Below are 17,438 nucleotides of genomic sequence, written 5' to 3'. Positions count from 1 at the left end.
ATTTTTTAGGTATTTTTGAGTTGATTGTAAGTTCACAAAGCTTTGCGAACTTTGCCTTTTCAACAGAAACTAAGAGCACAAAAAACTTTGCGTGCTTTGCGGTTAAAATCTGCACAAAGCTTTGCGGCTAAACTATTCGCATTTCAACTTGAAACTTTAAACCTGAAACTACTTCACCATAACCAAAACTGGTTTTCCTTTTTCTACTATATAAGTTGCCAGTTCTGATGCTTTTGTGTTGGTATTGTTTTTAGCGGAGTGAATAACTCCAGCAGGAATAAAAAGTACTTCTCCGGCTTTTAAAGTTATCGGCGCCTGACCTTCATATTCATATTCAAGTGAACCTTCGAGTACGTAAATGATTTCTTCACCCGGATGTGAATGTTTACCGAAAGCGGTATGTCCGTCAAAATCGATTCTGGCCTGAACGGTTTCTCTTCCCGGAATGCTTAAATCGTGTTTTTGTAAGTCAGTACGTTTGATTCCGGTTTGGGCTGCGATTTGATTTGGAATTAAAAATGCGATAATACCTAAAATGATTATCACGATAATTACCCATGTTTTTTGTTTTTTAGTTTCCATAATTTTATAAGTTTAAAAGTCGAAAGTCTTAAAGTCTTCTACTTCTGTTTTTTTTTATTTTGAAATTGATTTTATAATTTTAGACATTAAGACTTTGCGACTAAATTCAAATTATTGTTTTTCAGTTAATTTCTGTATCAAAAGTAGAACGGTAACGCTTCTTACGAAATCAAAAAAAAGCCCAAGCGGGCAAAGTTTAAGGTGAAACGGACAGTCTTGGAGTTAGGAGTTAGAAGTTAGGAATTTTGAATTATGAGTTTTGAATGCTGGTGATTTAACAGCAATCTCGATAGCTATCGGGAACTAAGGTTTTTGGGCTCGTTTGGTTTTATAAAAATGCAAAGGTCACAAAGCTATTTGGGTAATAACTTTGTGACCTTCGTGTGATATTTTTTTGCCACAGATTAAAATGATTTTTTCACGCAGATTTCGCAGATTTGAGCAGATCATTTTTTTAAATTTTTGAATAAATAATCAATTAAAATCTGCCTAAATCTGTAGAATCTGCGTGAAACAAAAAACTTTGCGACTTTGCGAGATTAAAAAAAAATCTTTGCGTAAGCTTTAGCTCCCGATAGCTATCGGGATTGCGGTTAAATTATCATCAGAATTAACAATTAAGCAAGCACCATTCCACCATCCATAATAAAATCAGATCCGGTGATAAATTTTGCTGCTTCGCTGCTTACATAGGCAACCATTTTGGCAACGTCTTCAGATTTTCCCATTTGTTTTAACGGTACTTTTTCGACAACAACATCCATAATACCATTTACGGTTGCTTCGTCTAAACCAACTTTTTTCATAACCTCAGTTTCTGTTGGTCCCGGACTAACAGAATTCACTCTGATTTTTCGTGGCGCTAATTCCAACGCCGCCGATTTCATAACCGAATTCAAAGCCGTTTTGCTCGCCGAATAAACCGAAGATCCCGGCCCGGGCATACTCGCAGTATTCGAAGAAAGAAATACTACTGAAGCACCATCTTTTAAAATTGGGATAAATTTGCTCAGCGTAAAATAAGCGCCTTTCAAATTGACATTCATAATGCTGTCGTACAATTCCTCCGAAGTTTGTTCAATTGTTCCCAAACCCGCGATTCCGGCATTGATAAAAAGAATATCAACCGCACCGAAATCTTCTTTTACTTTAGCAACCAGATTCTCAATATCCGACACACTCGCTTGATCTGCCGTAACGGCTGTTACGCCTAATTCTTGTGCTGCTTTTTCAATTGCTTCTTTTCGTCTTCCGGTAATAATAACCTGAGCGCCTTGCTCTTTTAATTGTTTTGCTGTTGCGTAACCTATACCGCTGTTTCCGCCTGTGATTACGGCTACTTTATCTTTTAAATTGTCCATTATTTTATGTTTTTAAATTAATGGGACAAAGTTAGATTGGAAATGGGGTTGGTTTTTTGATGGTATCATTAAGTATACCTTTTTAAAAAAATTAAATAGTCTTGAAGCTTAAACTTCCATTTCATATATTCGTATTTGATTTTTTAGGAGATAATACCTTCTTTTCATAAGAATATTTTGTGGAAATTTGATTTAGAAACAAAATCTAAAAAGAAATATTTTTCTTACAATTAAAACATTTTTGATATCTTTACTGTCCTAAATTCAGAGAAAAATGATATCAAAAAAAAACTTTTGCCCGTATGGTATGGTGACGGTATTGGAAACAACCGTAACGCACTCTGTGGCGTAGGACACCTTAGCCATACGGGTTTTTTCCTAATACACAGATTATGAGTACCAAAACCCTTTCTAAAGAAACCGAAATCAGGCTTACCAATTTCTTCAATCAAACCGTAGCGCCAGAACAAATGGCAAAAGCCTTAAGGCAGGTAAATTTTGTTCTTTCGCTAAGCTTAATAAGAGAGAACGAAACCATCCAACAAGAAATCGATAAACTTGAAAATAGTTTTTATTGGTTGAATGAACTTGCTGAGATTTTGAATCCTTATTTGGATTTGGAGTAAAATTATTTTGTTTTTAAAGTTTTATAAACCCTTGATCATTTTTTATGATTGAGGGTTTTGTTTTTTTATTGGGTATAAAATACCGTATAAGTACGCGTTGTTTTGGATTTGGATTATTGATATACTTGTTAAGTATATTTTTTAGTTAGTTACGGTTTACCGTAAAGTTGTGAATAATTAAAGAGTAATCTTTGATCTTATTAAAAATACAATCACTTTGAAATAGTAATAATTCTCAAAATTAATATTATATCATTAAAAAATAAAACTTATGAATAAACATAGACGATCAATCTTTAAAAATTTTCACTTCAAAAGCACAAGCAGATAAAGCTATAAGTACACTTAAAGGTATTTTACTTGGAATAAATTTAGATGATAATGTAAACGAAAAAGAAAAAACAGATTATCTAATTATAGGGGATAATGGAAATCCTGCTTGGGCATTTTCTTGTTATGGAAGAAAAGTAGAAAAAGCTTTATCAATGAGAAAGGAAGGACATACTATTATGTTAATTTACGAATTTGATTTTGCGGACATCGTAGATGATCTAATTTAACTACTAAACTAGGATGATAACAATTATAAAAATATAAACTTCTTGATAAAAAATAAAAATTAAATGAATGGCAATGGATAAGATAAACTTAATTAGAGAAATTAGAGAATTAAAAACACATTTGTCATATTCGAAGAATATTGGATTCTTTTTTGGAGCCGGTACATCTTGTGCATTAGGAGTTCCAAATGTTGAAATATTAACAAAGGGTATTGAATCAAAACTAAACGGAAGTCACTTAGCTAATTTTAAACTCATTAAGGCAGATTTAGAAACAAATATAACAACAAGAAAAGTTAATATTGAAGATATCCTAAATCAAATTCGTAGGATTAGAGAGCTAACCGGAGAAACTAAGAAAGTTTATGAAGGAGTTAGCGGGGAAGATGCAAAACTTTTGGATCAAGAAATTTGCACTGTTATCTATGATATAATTGCTGAAAAAGAAAGTGTTGCTAACATTGATAATTCAAAAAAATTCTTTGCCTGGTTGAGCTTATTAAATAGAGATTATTCTAAGGAAGTTTTTACAACAAATTATGATTTAATTATTGAAAAATCATTAGAAGCTAGTCAGATTCCTTATTTTGATGGATTTGTAGGTTCCTATGAACCCTTCTTTTGGCAGGAAAGTATTGATAAATTTGTTTCAAAAAATGATCTAACTCAGAATTGGATCAGGTTATGGAAAATACATGGGTCACTAAGTTGGTTCTGGAAAGAAGACCCAAAGACAAAATCTCAAAAAATTATTAGAATAGGGAAAATTGATAACATAAAAGATGAAGATAATGAATTAGTAATATATCCTTCAAAAGAAAAATATGATTCATCAAAAAAACAACCATTTATTGCTTATTTTGATAGACTTAAAAATTATTTATTAAGTGGTGAATTATTATTTGTTTTTACAGGATATTCATTTTCAGATCAACATATTAATGAAATAATTTTTAATTGTTTAAGGCAAAATAATAGACTTACCGCCTTAGTCTTTTTCTTTCAAGATGCAGAAGTTGAAAATCTATACAAACAAACTTCATCATATTTGAATCTTAATGTTTTTGGTCCAACAAAAGCAATAATTAACGGAAATCTTGGCGAATGGGAATACATTCCAACTTATTTAAAACCTAATGAGAATACTGATTCGTACTGGAATGTGACGGATAATAAATTTACCCTTGGTGATTTTAATCAACTCGTTAACTTTTTCATTACGAATTCAGGAAAAAAAGATATACTAGAATCAGTTTGAAAATGAAAAGTGAAATAACATACCTAGGAAACATAATTCGTGTAGATTCAGGCACAGTAGAGGTTGAAGTTTCAAATGAAATTCCATCAGCTGCACCAATAATAAATGGGAGGTTATATAAAATTGGTCAAATTGGAACATTTATAAAAATTCCAATTGGTAATATTACAATTTATGGTATAGTTTCATCTGTCAGTAATACACCTAGTAAATCAGACGAATATAATTTAAAATATTCTTTTGGATCTCGATTTTTAACTATTCAACTTGTTGGAGAGAAAATCGGTGATGATGATTTTGAAAAAGGTGTAGGAACTTATCCAACGATTAATGACGAAGTTCATATAGTAATAGAGAAAGATTTATTGGATATTTATGGCAAAAAAGATAACGGATCAATTGAAATTGGAAAACATTCATCGTCCGAAAATCTAAGTGTTTATACTGACTTACATAAACTTATCTTAAGACATTGCGCAATATTAGGCTCTACTGGAAGTGGGAAATCTAACACAACGGTGAGTATTTTAAAAGCAATTTTAAACGATTATCGTGGTTCTAGAATTATTTTAGTTGATCCACATGGTGAATATGCAAGTGCATTTCCTGATGCAAAAGTCCTCAAAATAAATGAACCAGCTAACCCCTTATTTATTCCATTTTGGCTAATGAGCTTTGATGAACTATCTTATTTTCTAATAGGCGCAAAACCGACAGATGATCAAAAACCCGATTATAGATTATTTAGAGAGTTAGTAACAAATCTTAAAAAATCAAATTGTACTTTAAAGTCAGGTGTTGTTAATCCGGATTTTGTTACAGCGGATTCTCCCATTCCATTTAGTGCACGACAATTATGGCATGAAATGAATTACTGGCTAAATGCAACTTTTAGTACTAGCAATAAAGATGATCAAACTAAAGCAACGGCATCTATTATAAATATTGGTAATGCCGAAAATTTACAACCTGCTCAATTCATACCATATCCACCTAATAATACTGCTCCGTTTAAATCTAAACATCAAGAATTTTATTCCTATGAAAAAAAAATATTGTCAAGATTAAGAGACTCTAGATTTGACTTTCTTTTTAATCCTGGAGATTATAAAGATGCTAATTCGACAAAAGATTTACATAATCTTTTAAATGATTGGATAGGTAGTAATAAAAAATTAGCCATTCTTGATTTAAGCGGTGTTCCTTTTGAAGTACTAGATATTACAGTTGGACTTATAACTCGCTTTGTTTACGATAGTATGTTTTGGGGTAGACATGAAACATATACAGGGAAAAATAGACCCTTATTACTTGCGTATGAAGAAGCACATAATTATTTAAGTAAAAGTGATAATAATAGTTATTCTAAAGAAGCAGTTGAAAAAGTTTTCAAAGAAGGTCGAAAGTTTGGTTTAGGAGCATTAGTTATTTCCCAAAGACCATCAGAAATTTCAGAAACAATACTAGCACAAGTTGGGACATTTATTGCTTTAAGATTAACAAATTCTGGCGATCAATCAATTGTAAAAAATTCAGCTCCCGACAATTTAAATAGTTTAATTGACCTGTTGCCATCTTTAAGAACTGGAGAAGCTATAATAGTTGGAGAAGCTATTAAAATACCATCTAGAGTAAGGTTAAATCTTAATATACCTAGACCAACCAGTGATGATCCAAAATTAGTTGAAAAATGGTTAGAGGCTCATCCTGAAAATGACGATAATTATAAAACAATAGTAACAAGAATTAGACAACAAAAATTTTAAAATATGGAAAGAGAATATGTACAATCATCAAACATCCGAAGCGTAGGGTATGATTCAAACACTTCAACATTAGAGATTGAATTTAATAGTGGAGCAATATGGCAATATTATGAAGTACTAGAAAGTACCTATTATGAAATGAGATCAGCATCTTCAATCGGAAAGTTTTTTAATGCAAATATAAAAGGACAACACTCAGAATCACAAGTAGGATAAAAAGAGTTATTCAATCCCCTACTAATGCCAGCGTTATACTCCTGAACAGAGAGTTTTGGTATTAATTAGAGGCTTATTGGCGGGATGAATGATCTCGTTGGCAAATGATTTTTTTTACTTAAAGATAAAGTTTATTAAAAGTTTTTGAACAACACTAGATACGAAAATAACTCGATGAAAGTATTAGAAGATATAATAAAGAAACATAAAAAAGTTGCTTTTCTAATTGGTAATGGGCCAAATTTATCAGCGAATATAATGCCATCATGGAAAGATCTATTAAAATCGGCCTCTAACAATCCTATTAGATTTCAAGTTGATGGTCTTTCTAATACAGAGGTTTATGATTTGGTAGAAATAAATTCTGACGATCCTGCAAATATTAAAAATCGAATAAAAGACAAACTGGAATTAAAACCCTCTTATGATATTGGCATACACCAAAGATTAATGAATTTAGCCATTTTAAACGGTTCTCCTGTTTTAACAACCAATTTTGATGAAGCGTTTGAAAAATCCATAAATGCAGAATTATTTCATATAGAATCTAAAACATTTACTCGTTTTTATCCATGGAAATCTTATTATGGCCTAAATCAATTAACACTACCAACAGAAGGATTTGGAATTTGGAAAATACATGGAGATGTTAGATATACTGACAGCATACGTCTCGGTTTGACCGATTATATGGGAAGTAGTGAAAGAGCGAGAAAGTTAATTCATAATGGTGAAGACAGATTGTTTCATGGTAAACGTCAAGAATTTTGGGCAGGACATCAAACATGGCTTCACATTTGGTTCAATTTACCTATTGTTATTTTTGGTTTATCATATGGAATTGATGAAGTGTTTCTAAGATGGCTTTTAATTGAACGAAAGAGGTATTATAACTTTTCTAATAAACCAATGCAAGTTTACTACATTTCAAAAGGATTTTTATTGCCATCTGTGAGTAATCTCATGCAAAACCTAAACGTAGAATTAATTAATATAAACGAATATTCAGAAATATATGGATAATAAACTATAATAATAAATTCTCCAACCTCAAACAATTCCCATCAAAACTAATCATCATCTTTTCAAATTTACCTAATATACCTTGCCCAATATTTCCAAAATTTACTTCGCCATAAACACCATAATCTAATTGGAATTTCAATAAAAAAATCAGGTCTGGCAATATCATTACCATTCCTGATTTTCCTATTATAATCAACCTTTTACTCTAAATCTATCTCCTACCTCTAAAGCCTCCGCCGCCTCTAAAGCCGCCACCGCCAAAACCGCCCTGATGCTGGAAGTTTTGAAAGTTTCGGGTTTGGGTTTCGCCTCTGTCTCTTGAAAAAGCAGAACGGTCGAGATCGTTTGTAATATCAGGACGACCTGCTTCGCCAAGCGGTTTATTCGGTTGTCCTAGGGTTTGATCTGCTTTTGGGAAATTATCGTGTTGGGTTCTGTCGCCTAATCGCGTTTCGCCGCCTAAGTTTTGTTCCGGTTTCTGAAGGTTATCTCGCTGAATCCTCTCTCCTGCTCCATTCGCACCCAATCCCTGATTCGGTTTGTTACGCTGAATGGCTTCGCCCGATTTTTTCGACGAACCTAAAGTTCCTGCCTGAGTCCAGCCGCCGTTTCCATTATTATAATGACTCCAGTTTCCGTTAGCGTCTCTTTTATAAACATGTCCGTCGTGTCCGGCATATACATTATTATTGGTATGTATAGTTGTTCCTCCACCACGACGATGTGTAATTACACCTTCCTTACCTCCCGAAGTTTGATAAGCAACTGCAGTTCCTCGTCGGGTTGTTATGTGTCCAGTCTGAACCCACTGATTACCATTTGTAGCAGCCGAATGTCCCCATTGTGCATACGCATTATGTCCTTGATTGGTTCTTGCGTAATTTCCTGTCCACGGATTATAAGTACTTGCGGCAGTACGACCGCCATACCAACCCTGTACACTTGCAGAACGTCCGTATCTTCCTGTTGCCGGATTGTACCAGGCCGATGTTCCTGCAGCTCCATAAGGTCCGTAAACCCGTCTTCCGACAGCATAACCTCCCGTCCACGGATTGTAAACGGCTCCGCCTCCGTATGCATACGGCCACGGACGATAAATTGGATATAATCCGCCATAATACACATAAGGCGGGTAATACCAACCCGTACCATACGTTAATATAGCGCCTACCGTAGCACCAATAATAAAAGCACCAAAATAACCTGCTGTTGTACTGCTTTCGACAGTGGTATCGGTTGTGGTTTGTGTAACGTACGTAACATTATAAACCGGAGAACTTGGCGGAATGGTATAAATTTCTTTGGGCACGGAATCGCATGTTTTCCAGGGTCCATTTGGGCTAGTCGACATAAACCAAACAGCCTGAAAGCATAAATAATACAAATCGCCAACTTTTATAATCTTTTCCTGCGTATTGCTTGCATACTGCATTTTTGTACCTTCAATAGGTTTAAACTGAGGTGGTCCGTCGTAGTTTACTTTTACTTTGGCTTCGGCATCGGATTTCTTTAAAATGGCTGTTGTTGGCACCTGCGATAACATTACAGCATCTTTGGCTTCCTGTGTTCCGGGTACGGATGATAATACATTAGCACGCGGTGAATTTTTAGGAATTTTGGCAAAATCGGCAGGAAGACTATTTCCGGCATATTTCCACGGTCCGGTTAATTCTTTAGAACTAAACCATCTTCCGGATAATAATACATAATATTGTCCGTTGGTTTCATCGGCAAAAACATCATTTTCGGTATTGTCGATGTATAACAATTTGGTTCCGTCTATTTTAATAAATTTTGGATTTCCATTTACGGCTATTAATTCTGCTGGTTTATTACTGTAGAAAACTTCAGGCGCTGCTCCGGTTGACGGCGGCGGAATCATTTTTTTGACATCATCAAAATTTTGACCCGAAGGAAGATTTATTAATCCCGAAGGCAGTTTGGCAGTTTTGGTCCATTTTCCATCTAAGGATTTGGAAGTCAGCCAGACATTTTCTGCCAATAGATAATACTCTTTTGATGTTTTATCAAAAAACAGATCCCAATTTGTATTTACTACATATTGTATGTCGGTTTTTTCTACAGGTACTAAAACGGGTTCTCCCTGCACTATCAATAAAACTGCAGGATTTGTGCTGTAAAAAATTACCGGAGGATCATTTTTAGCCGTAATTCCTTTTGGAGGGCTTTTGGTCTGGGTTAAATCTGCCAGAATACGATCTACAGAAATAGGATCTCCACTTTGAGGCAATGTTTCTTTAAATAACTTTTCCATTTCCGGAACTTTCTTTTCGTCGAGAGCAGGAAATCGTATATCGGTAACCTGAAGATTCTTAATAAAAGCGCTTCGGTTGTCTTTATCTACCAATGTTTCTGCTTTTAAAGAAGCTACACCCAAAACCTGTTTTCCATCTTTTGGCGTTAGAGAAAATGCCAGTCGGGCTGTGATTTCTTTAAAATCTTTCCAGTCATCGACCTGGGGCTGATAATAAACGAGTTTAGTTCCGTTGTTTTCAGCTTCGCGAGGCCAGCCGTTATCGGCAAATGCAGCATCGGCAGTATCTGATTTTACGGCTTCAGGACTTGAGGATTGATTTGTGTTTTTATCTTTCTTGCAGGAGAACAAAACTGTACTCAAACAAACTACAATTATTAGAAAGGCTTTTTTCATAAATTTAAAAGTTAGATTATTCATTAAAAATTTAGACTATGGTGTATTCCTGTAAAATTGTTCTGATAAAATTAAATTAGGAGAAATTATAAAACTAAAAATCAATCATTTAGTTGGTTTCAAATTCTAACTTGAAACCAAAAAAACAATTAATTACCATCCTTTATCCTTAGCTTTAAATTTTTTAAGAAAAAAAATATAACCTCAAGTTTTCATCCAGCCCCAGTAAAATCTATTATTATAAATTATTTTTATAAACTTAAAAAATTATTAATTTGATTAATAAACATCATCGGCATAACTTTGTCTCATCAAAATCAAAGAAATGATTTGATCATCTTAAAAAATAACTTTAAAAAATAGAAATCATGAAATTTACAAGAAGAGCAAACGCAAACTGGAAAGGTACAGGAATGGAAGGAAAAGGAACCATTAGTACACAAAGCACAACTTTAGATAATGCACAATTATCTTTTAAAACACGTTTTGAGCAAGGTGTTGGAACAAACCCGGAAGAATTAATCGCAGCTGCACATTCTGGATGTTTTACAATGCAGTTAAGCTTTTTACTTTCTGAACAAGGATTTGTACCAGAAGATTTAGACACAACTGCTAAAGTAACTTTTGAAGACGGAACAATTACTTTAATTCAGTTAGAACTTACTGGAAAAGTTCCTGGAATCTCAGCAGAAGACTTTGAAAAAACTGCTCTAAAAGCAAAAGAAATTTGTCCGATTTCGAAATTATTAAATACTGAAATTACTTTGACTGTTACGTTGAATTAATTTTAATCTCAATACAAAAATCAATAACAATTTTTAACAATCTAAAATCTATATAAAATGAAAACAATATTTAAAAGCTATTTAGCATTCGCAGCAATAATCTTTAGTTTGGTATTTACAACTGCAAACGTAAACGCGCAAACTACACCAAAAATTAAAAACGTAGTATTGGTACACGGTGCTTTTGCCGATGGTTCCGGATGGAAAGGTTTATACCAGATTTTGACTAAAAAAGGATATAATGTAACTATTGTTCAAAATCCGTTAAGCTCATTAGAAGATGATGTTAGAGCAACAAACTTAGCTCTTGATAAACAAGACGGACCAACTATTTTAGTGGGACATTCATGGGGTGGAACTGTAATTACAGAAGCTGGAAATCATCCAAAAGTTGCAGCTTTGGTTTATGTAGCAGCTTTACAGCCTGACAGTGGCGAAAACTCTGTTCAATGGTTACAAACTGCTCCTCCTGCTCCAGAAAATGGTGTACTGCCTCCAGATGATAAAGGAATTGCATACTATGACAAAGCTAAATTTCATGCTGGTTTTGCAGGTGATTTAAGCAAAGAAGATGCTGATTTTATGTTTGCTTCGCAAGGTGCTTTCTATGCAAATGGTTTTGGAACACCAATTACTAAAGCTGCATGGAGAACTAAACCTTCTTATGGAATCATTGCAACAGAAGATAAAAGTATTGTACCAAGTATTCAGCATGCTATGTACAAACGTTCAAATACTAAGATTACTGAAATAAAAGGAAGCCATGTGGTGTTTATTTCTCAACCTGCAAAAGTTGCCGATGTAATTATTGAAGCTTCGAAAAAATAAATTAAAGAAAATCCAATATTGAAATTCCAAATTCCAAGTCTTTACTGAGTTGGAATTTGGATTTTTTTTTTGGAATTTATACTTTTAAGAAACCTTACTAATTGCTTTGACAAAATACGGCGAATCGTTCCAGCGTATTTTTTTATATGCGAAATCTTTTTTGAGTGATTCTGGAAGACAGTTCCAGATGGCTTCGTTCATTTTTTCGAGTAAAAGTTTTTTCGAAAAAGAATCTGAAACTACTAAACTTATTTCCCTTACCGGAATTGGTTCTTTAAAAGGTTTAAAAAGTTCTGATTTTGCTTCGTTTAAAATAGAAAGCTGCGGAATTATTGCAAACCCTAAATGCGCGCGAACGAGGTTTTTTAAGGTTTCTATTGAGTTTATATCATATGTAAACTGTTCTTTTATTTTATCTGATGATTTTAATCCGCAAATATCGAGAAGCTGTGCATTGTAGCAATATTCGTGATGAAGCAGCAGCAGTTCGGTTTTATCACCGGGCTGAAGTTCGTAAAAGTCCTGATTTGCCATTGGATGCGATTCATTTAAATATGCTACAAATGGTTCTTTAAAAATAACATGCTCAATTAAATTTGGATTTCCGGTTGGCGTCGCCATAATGGCAACATCAATCGCACCAATTTCTAAATCCCGCATTAAATGCCCTGTGTAACCTTCTTTAATAATGAAATGCACATTTGGCGCAGCTTCTTTCATTGCATTGATAAAAAGCGGAATAAGATACGGAGATAGCGTTGAAATTATTCCTAACTTCAATTCGCCTTCTAATAGATTTTTTTCATTTACGACAAAATCCCTAATTTCATCGGCTTCACGAAGAATTTTTCTGGCTTTGTTAATGATTTCTGTTCCGAGAATTGTTGGTGTTAAAGGCACTTTATTTCGGTCGAAAATCTTGATTCCGATTTCTTCTTCTAAATTTTTTAACTGAATTGTCAATCCGGGCTGAGTTACCATACAGACTTCGGCCGCTCTTGCAAAATGGCGTTCATCATCTAAGGCAACAATATATTTTAACTGCTGAATAGTCATTTGTGAATTTCTAAGGTACTGAGATGCTAAGATACTAAGATTTCTTTAATATTTCTAAGCTTAATGTCGTTTAGATTAACTTGCTAAAATTCAAACCTTGTGTTAAAGTTTTATAAAAGTATCTGTTTTTCAAAACCAAAAATATACAATTTATCGTACATCTTTAAAATGATATTTGGGAATGGAGTAAATTCAAATGGTAATTGTTTTTGGAGCATATTGAGTTTATCATTTTTAAAATATTGTTTGATGTTCCACTTAATATTTTAAACAAAAAAGCGATCTTAATAAGATCGCTTTTCTTTTTTATTTTATTTCTTCACTCTTCAACTGCAATGCTCTCTGCAAAAAACTCTGATGCAAAATTTTATTTTCGGCTTCATTAATTGCCTGAAGCAAATTATTTTGGTTATCGGCTATATCGCCAAGGACCTTTTTCATAACGTCCCAAACGGGTTTCATTTGTTCGATTAATTCCTGCCCTTTTGCGGTAAGCTGAATTAGTCTTTTACGCTCATCGATTTTATCTTTTTTGGACCGAATCAGTTTTTGTTTTTCAAGTTCTTTTAGCAGACTTATGGTTGAGGGATGTGTATAACCAATTTCGTTGGCAATTTCAACAACACTTAAAACTTCTTTATGATGTAATGTATAAATTACCGGAAACCATTTTGGTTCAAAATCAATTCCGTATGACTTATAAAACAACGCACCGTCTTTTCGCAATTGCTCACTTAATCGCTGCAATCGTGTCGAAATGGCTAATATTCCTGATTCGTCTATAATATTCATCTTTAATTTTTTAAGGTTAAATGACAGAATGTGTTATCCGGTTTCATTAAAGGAAATTCTTTGGGAAGTTCTTCTTTTTCAATTCGGACAAAATCATTCTTTTCATAAAAACGCAGGGCTGCTTCTAGTTTTGAAATTGTTCCCAAATATAAGTTATCGATTTCATTTTCTAGGCAATACGATATTAATGTGTTTAATAAATTTTGTGCAACCGAAAATTCTTTTCCACGAAATTCTTTCTTTACAAACATTTTTCGAATTGCGGCCGCATGATCTGCAAATTTTATTAATGCAATTGTGCCTACTAGTTCATCATTAATAAAAGCTCCCCAGAATCCGCCTCCGCCTGCATAATAAAAATTTTGAATATTGAACAAATCCGGCTGATCTTCGATTGTAATTGGCACATTAAACTCTTTTTGCTGAATGTTTAATATTAAATCAACAATGGCATTTGAATATTGGTTTTCGATAGGTTTAATAAGTAGTTTCATAGATATTAAAAATTTATTTTACAAAACTACGTAGTTAAATACATAAATAAAAACATTTATTTAACTTTATCATTTCTTTTAATACTTTTGTTATAACATGATCAAATAATCAAAATGATGTTACAGGATTTATAAGAAATTAAAAACTTAAAATTTCTTCTATCTCTTATATGTTTTAAATATTATGGAAAGAAATCAAAAAGAAGAATTTCAGGCACTTCAGGATACTATATATGTTTTGGGCGGAAAATGGAAACTGCCTATTATTAATTCTATATGCAACGGAAATAATCGTTTTAAGGAAATCAAGGATAGCATTCCGGGTATAACGTCGAGAATGTTATCGAAAGAATTAAAAGATATGGAACTGAATAATCTTGTAAAAAGAACTGAAGATCGCGATGCAAAAGTGCCTATTCTTTATGAATCTACTTCATATTGCCAATCATTTGGCCCTATAATTTCTGAAATGATAAAATGGGGAATTTCTCATCGAAATCATATTAAAAACAGAGAAGCAAAAGTTTAAATCTGTTTCATGCTCTTGAAATTTTTATTTTCAGCTGCATTTTTCTTTTGTTAGTTATTTACCTATATAGTTTATAAAAAATAAAAAATCTGCATTTATTTTTTTCGTAAACAAAAGATTTTCAAAACGTTAATCCAATTCAAAGAAAAAACATTAAAATTCTGGAAAATTATTAAAACTGAATTGTCAATTTAATCGTAAATACGAAAAATTAGATATCATTTATTTTTATTAATTTAAAAAATTTGAAACTTGGATAAATTAAGCATTCAAAGATTAAAAAAGACTTTGACATATCTGGAGAGTAAACAACGTGAGTTAAAAAGACAAAAAGAAGGCGATACAAGAAGTATTGAATCGATGATTAAATATCTAAAAAAAGATATGATGGAACAGTTTAATTTAGCCGATTATGATATCTACATTAAAGAAGAAATAAGGGATACTGAACTTTTTATTCGCAGTGTTAAAAATATTATAGACGAGCGTTTATGCTGCTCAATTTAAACTTATCCTAAGCTATTTTGTAAATTATTACTCCTAAATACACTTTATAACATTTAAAAATAACTGTCACAAACTGCTCTTGTCTTAGAGATAGTTCTCGACAGTTATTTTTTTATCTCTTCAATCTTAGTATCCTATTTACTAAAAATTTTCCTATAAAAAACATTTTTTACTTGTAAGTTTTTATTTATCTTTAATATAATCTTCTATCAGGAAGTAACTTAGAAACTAAAAGAATACCCGTTACGTCTATTTTGCTTTAACTTATATTACGCAAAAAAACCTTATAAAATTTACCTTACACGCCTTTTAATAAAAGTAATTTCATGACAAGAAAAACCTGTTCTATGACATATTTTTCCTTGTTAACTCACTAGAGATTTAATTTTAAACCTAGAATTAAAGCTTTAAAACTTATTGAATTTGAAAGCGATTTAAAATGTTTACTAAAAAAACAGGTAGAAACACCTGTTTTTAAAATACTTGCTTACAGTAATTTAGCACAACAACAAAAAGGTTAGACAACCATTATATCTAACTAATTATTTACAAATCAAAAAAACTAATACTAACTATTAATTAAAAAATTATGAATGACATTTTTTTAGGATCAATTATGGCTTTTGGATTTAACTTTAACCCAAGAGGCTGGCAAACTTGCAGCGGGCAGATTTTATCAATTGCACAAAACACTGCACTTTTTTCATTACTTGGTACTACTTACGGAGGAAATGGACAAACTACTTTTGCTTTGCCGGATTTAAGAGGCCGAAGCATGATTGGTGTTGGTCAGGGACCTGGCTTAAGCCCTATTGTTTGGGGACAAGTTGGTGGAACTGAAAACACTACATTAACTATAAACAATATGCCGCAGCACAATCACCAGCTTATTCCTGGAACTGGTGCCGGTCAGGTAAATTTAGCTACTAATGCTGTTGCTTATACTGGTGGGACAAATTCTAATGAAGCTGACAATGGTAATAACTTTTTAGCATCTGGTGGAGCTACGCCTTCTATTTACAGTGAACCAACAACAAATACAACTAAAATTGGAGGTATAACTTCAAGTATATCTGGTTCTACAACTATTGCAGGAGGTTCTCAGGCTTTTAGTATTAGAGATCCATATTTAGGTATTAATTTATGTATTGCTATGGAAGGAATTTACCCTTCCCGAAACTAATGTCAAATTATAAAAACAGAGGTGTTCTGCCTCTGTTTTTTTTAATCTCATTTTATGGATAACGACATCAAGATAGGAATATTAATTCCAAAGTCTCAGCAATATAAAGCTCTTGATAAAGATTTTATGCGAGGATTAAAACTTAACAATCTCAAAGCAAAATTTTTAGTTGAAAGTATAGGTATTGGTGCAAATGAAAAAATAATAATTGAAAAAATTCAGAAATTAAATTTTCAGGAAGATGTATCTATTATTATAGGTTTTTTTGGTCATTATAATGTAGACGAAGTTTATAAATATGCTTCAAACAATGATATTTTATTACTTACTGCAGATCTAGGGGCAACATTGCCTTATGAAACCATAACTCCAAAAGGAGTTTATATTAATTCATTCGGATTAACTGAATCCTGTTATCATTTAGGAAATTATCTTACAAGCAAAAATTATAAAAAAATTGCTACTTCGACTTCATTTTACGATTCTGGTTATGGTATGCTGGAAGCTATCGAATATGCATTTAATGAAGAAAGTAATTTTTCCGGACATTATATTACTCCTTTTGTGCCGAGAGAAGATGAAGCCTTATATATGGATCAGTTCATCAATAATCAGGAACCTGATGCCGTTTTTGCATTTTACAGCGGTTTATATGCCGAAGAAAATGCCAGTTTTGTAAGTCAAAATAAAATTACACAGAAGTATCCCTTTTATGTAACGCCATTTTTTATCAATGATAAAATTTTAGAAGACTACAAAAACAATCCGCATAATCTATATGTAGTAAGTTCATGGATGCAAAATGATACTGAAACATTAGATTTCACCTCCGAATATCTAAATACTTATTCAGAAAGTCCATCTGTGTTTTCAATTTTAGGATATGAAAATGGACTGATATTAAAGAACATTCTTCTAAACGCAAAAGACTTTAGTTTGAATTCTTTAATTGAAGAGATAAACAAATTAAATATTGATGGTCCAAGAGGAACTATTCGCTTTGACCAGGAAACAAACAGAACAGTATTTAATCATCATATCTACGAATTAAATTTAGATTCACTTAATAATATAAGCTTTAGAAAAATTGAGACATTGATAAATGACGGAAATTTTATTAAGGCTTTCACTTCGTTTACAAAACCTGATAAACTTGGCGGTTGGCAGAACGCTTATCTATGTCATTAACTAAAACGTA

17 protein-coding genes are annotated in these 17,438 nt (G+C 32.5%); 11 read left to right on the top strand and 6 right to left on the bottom strand.

What is annotated here, in order from left to right; translation table 11 throughout:
- Positions 1-168: 168 nt before the first annotated feature.
- Both BUC29_RS17850 and BUC29_RS17845 read right to left on the bottom strand, forming a co-directional pair.
- Positions 169-582: a cupin domain-containing protein gene (locus BUC29_RS17850; protein ID WP_073417536.1), complete on the bottom strand. Its 414-nt coding sequence runs from the start codon at positions 580-582 to the stop codon at positions 169-171.
- Positions 583-1,199: 617 nt separating this feature from the next.
- The gene (locus BUC29_RS17845) at positions 1,200-1,943 is read right to left on the bottom strand and encodes an SDR family NAD(P)-dependent oxidoreductase (protein WP_073417535.1); all 744 of its coding nucleotides are present in this window, start codon (positions 1,941-1,943) and stop codon (positions 1,200-1,202) included.
- A gap of 392 nt (positions 1,944-2,335) precedes the next feature.
- On the opposite strand from BUC29_RS17845, the gene BUC29_RS17840 reads away from it, so the two are divergent.
- The 5 genes from BUC29_RS17840 (at position 2,336) to BUC29_RS17820 (ending at position 7,392) form a co-directional block, all read left to right on the top strand.
- Positions 2,336-2,569: a hypothetical protein gene (locus BUC29_RS17840; protein WP_073417534.1), complete on the top strand. Its 234-nt coding sequence runs from the start codon at positions 2,336-2,338 to the stop codon at positions 2,567-2,569.
- A gap of 627 nt (positions 2,570-3,196) precedes the next feature.
- Positions 3,197-4,387 carry an SIR2 family protein gene (locus tag BUC29_RS17835; RefSeq protein WP_208610054.1) on the top strand — a complete coding sequence of 397 codons (1,191 nt, stop codon included), beginning with the start codon at positions 3,197-3,199 and terminating at the stop codon, positions 4,385-4,387.
- A 2-nt stretch (positions 4,388-4,389) separates the two neighbouring features.
- Positions 4,390-6,153, top strand: coding sequence for an ATP-binding protein (locus BUC29_RS17830; protein WP_073417533.1), 1,764 nt, complete (start codon positions 4,390-4,392; stop codon positions 6,151-6,153).
- Positions 6,154-6,156: 3 nt separating this feature from the next.
- Positions 6,157-6,369 carry a KTSC domain-containing protein gene (locus BUC29_RS17825; RefSeq protein ID WP_073417532.1) on the top strand — a complete coding sequence of 71 codons (213 nt, stop codon included), beginning with the start codon at positions 6,157-6,159 and terminating at the stop codon, positions 6,367-6,369.
- 174 nt (positions 6,370-6,543) lie between these two features.
- Positions 6,544-7,392 carry an SIR2 family protein gene (locus tag BUC29_RS17820; RefSeq protein ID WP_073417531.1) on the top strand — a complete coding sequence of 283 codons (849 nt, stop codon included), beginning with the start codon at positions 6,544-6,546 and terminating at the stop codon, positions 7,390-7,392.
- Positions 7,393-7,606: 214 nt separating this feature from the next.
- Here the strand turns inward: BUC29_RS17820 and BUC29_RS17815 are convergent, their stop codons facing one another.
- A complete protein-coding gene (locus BUC29_RS17815; RefSeq protein WP_244160844.1) occupies positions 7,607-10,066 on the bottom strand; it encodes a hypothetical protein in 2,460 nt (819 codons plus the stop codon).
- A 368-nt stretch (positions 10,067-10,434) separates the two neighbouring features.
- On the opposite strand from BUC29_RS17815, the gene BUC29_RS17810 reads away from it, so the two are divergent.
- Both BUC29_RS17810 and BUC29_RS17805 read left to right on the top strand, forming a co-directional pair.
- Positions 10,435-10,851 carry an OsmC family protein gene (locus BUC29_RS17810; protein ID WP_073417529.1) on the top strand — a complete coding sequence of 139 codons (417 nt, stop codon included), beginning with the start codon at positions 10,435-10,437 and terminating at the stop codon, positions 10,849-10,851.
- 57 nt (positions 10,852-10,908) lie between these two features.
- Positions 10,909-11,679, top strand: coding sequence for an alpha/beta hydrolase (locus BUC29_RS17805; protein ID WP_073417528.1), 771 nt, complete (start codon positions 10,909-10,911; stop codon positions 11,677-11,679).
- A gap of 84 nt (positions 11,680-11,763) precedes the next feature.
- On the opposite strand, the gene BUC29_RS17800 is transcribed toward BUC29_RS17805, so the two are convergent.
- The 3 genes from BUC29_RS17800 to BUC29_RS17790 form a co-directional block, all read right to left on the bottom strand.
- Positions 11,764-12,735: a hydrogen peroxide-inducible genes activator gene (locus tag BUC29_RS17800; protein ID WP_073417527.1), complete on the bottom strand. Its 972-nt coding sequence runs from the start codon at positions 12,733-12,735 to the stop codon at positions 11,764-11,766.
- A gap of 306 nt (positions 12,736-13,041) precedes the next feature.
- A complete protein-coding gene (locus tag BUC29_RS17795) occupies positions 13,042-13,527 on the bottom strand; it encodes a MarR family winged helix-turn-helix transcriptional regulator (protein ID WP_073417526.1) in 486 nt (161 codons plus the stop codon).
- 2 nt (positions 13,528-13,529) lie between these two features.
- Positions 13,530-14,021, bottom strand: coding sequence for a GNAT family N-acetyltransferase (locus tag BUC29_RS17790; RefSeq protein ID WP_084538669.1), 492 nt, complete (start codon positions 14,019-14,021; stop codon positions 13,530-13,532).
- A gap of 184 nt (positions 14,022-14,205) precedes the next feature.
- On the opposite strand from BUC29_RS17790, the gene BUC29_RS17785 reads away from it, so the two are divergent.
- The 4 genes from BUC29_RS17785 (at position 14,206) to BUC29_RS17770 (ending at position 17,428) form a co-directional block, all read left to right on the top strand.
- The gene (locus BUC29_RS17785; RefSeq protein ID WP_073417524.1) at positions 14,206-14,550 is read left to right on the top strand and encodes a winged helix-turn-helix transcriptional regulator; all 345 of its coding nucleotides are present in this window, start codon (positions 14,206-14,208) and stop codon (positions 14,548-14,550) included.
- Between the two features lie 252 nt (positions 14,551-14,802).
- Complete coding sequence (locus BUC29_RS17780; protein ID WP_073417523.1) at positions 14,803-15,057, top strand: hypothetical protein; 255 nt, start codon at positions 14,803-14,805, stop codon at positions 15,055-15,057.
- A 589-nt stretch (positions 15,058-15,646) separates the two neighbouring features.
- A complete protein-coding gene (locus BUC29_RS17775) occupies positions 15,647-16,240 on the top strand; it encodes a phage tail protein (protein WP_073417522.1) in 594 nt (197 codons plus the stop codon).
- Between the two features lie 54 nt (positions 16,241-16,294).
- Positions 16,295-17,428 carry an ABC transporter substrate-binding protein gene (locus BUC29_RS17770; RefSeq protein WP_073417521.1) on the top strand — a complete coding sequence of 378 codons (1,134 nt, stop codon included), beginning with the start codon at positions 16,295-16,297 and terminating at the stop codon, positions 17,426-17,428.
- The last annotated feature ends 10 nt before the right edge of the window (positions 17,429-17,438 follow it).

This window comes from Flavobacterium defluvii (assembly GCF_900129555.1).
GTDB classification, from domain to species: domain Bacteria; phylum Bacteroidota; class Bacteroidia; order Flavobacteriales; family Flavobacteriaceae; genus Flavobacterium; species Flavobacterium defluvii.
This window is presented reverse-complemented; position numbering and strand designations above follow the sequence as displayed.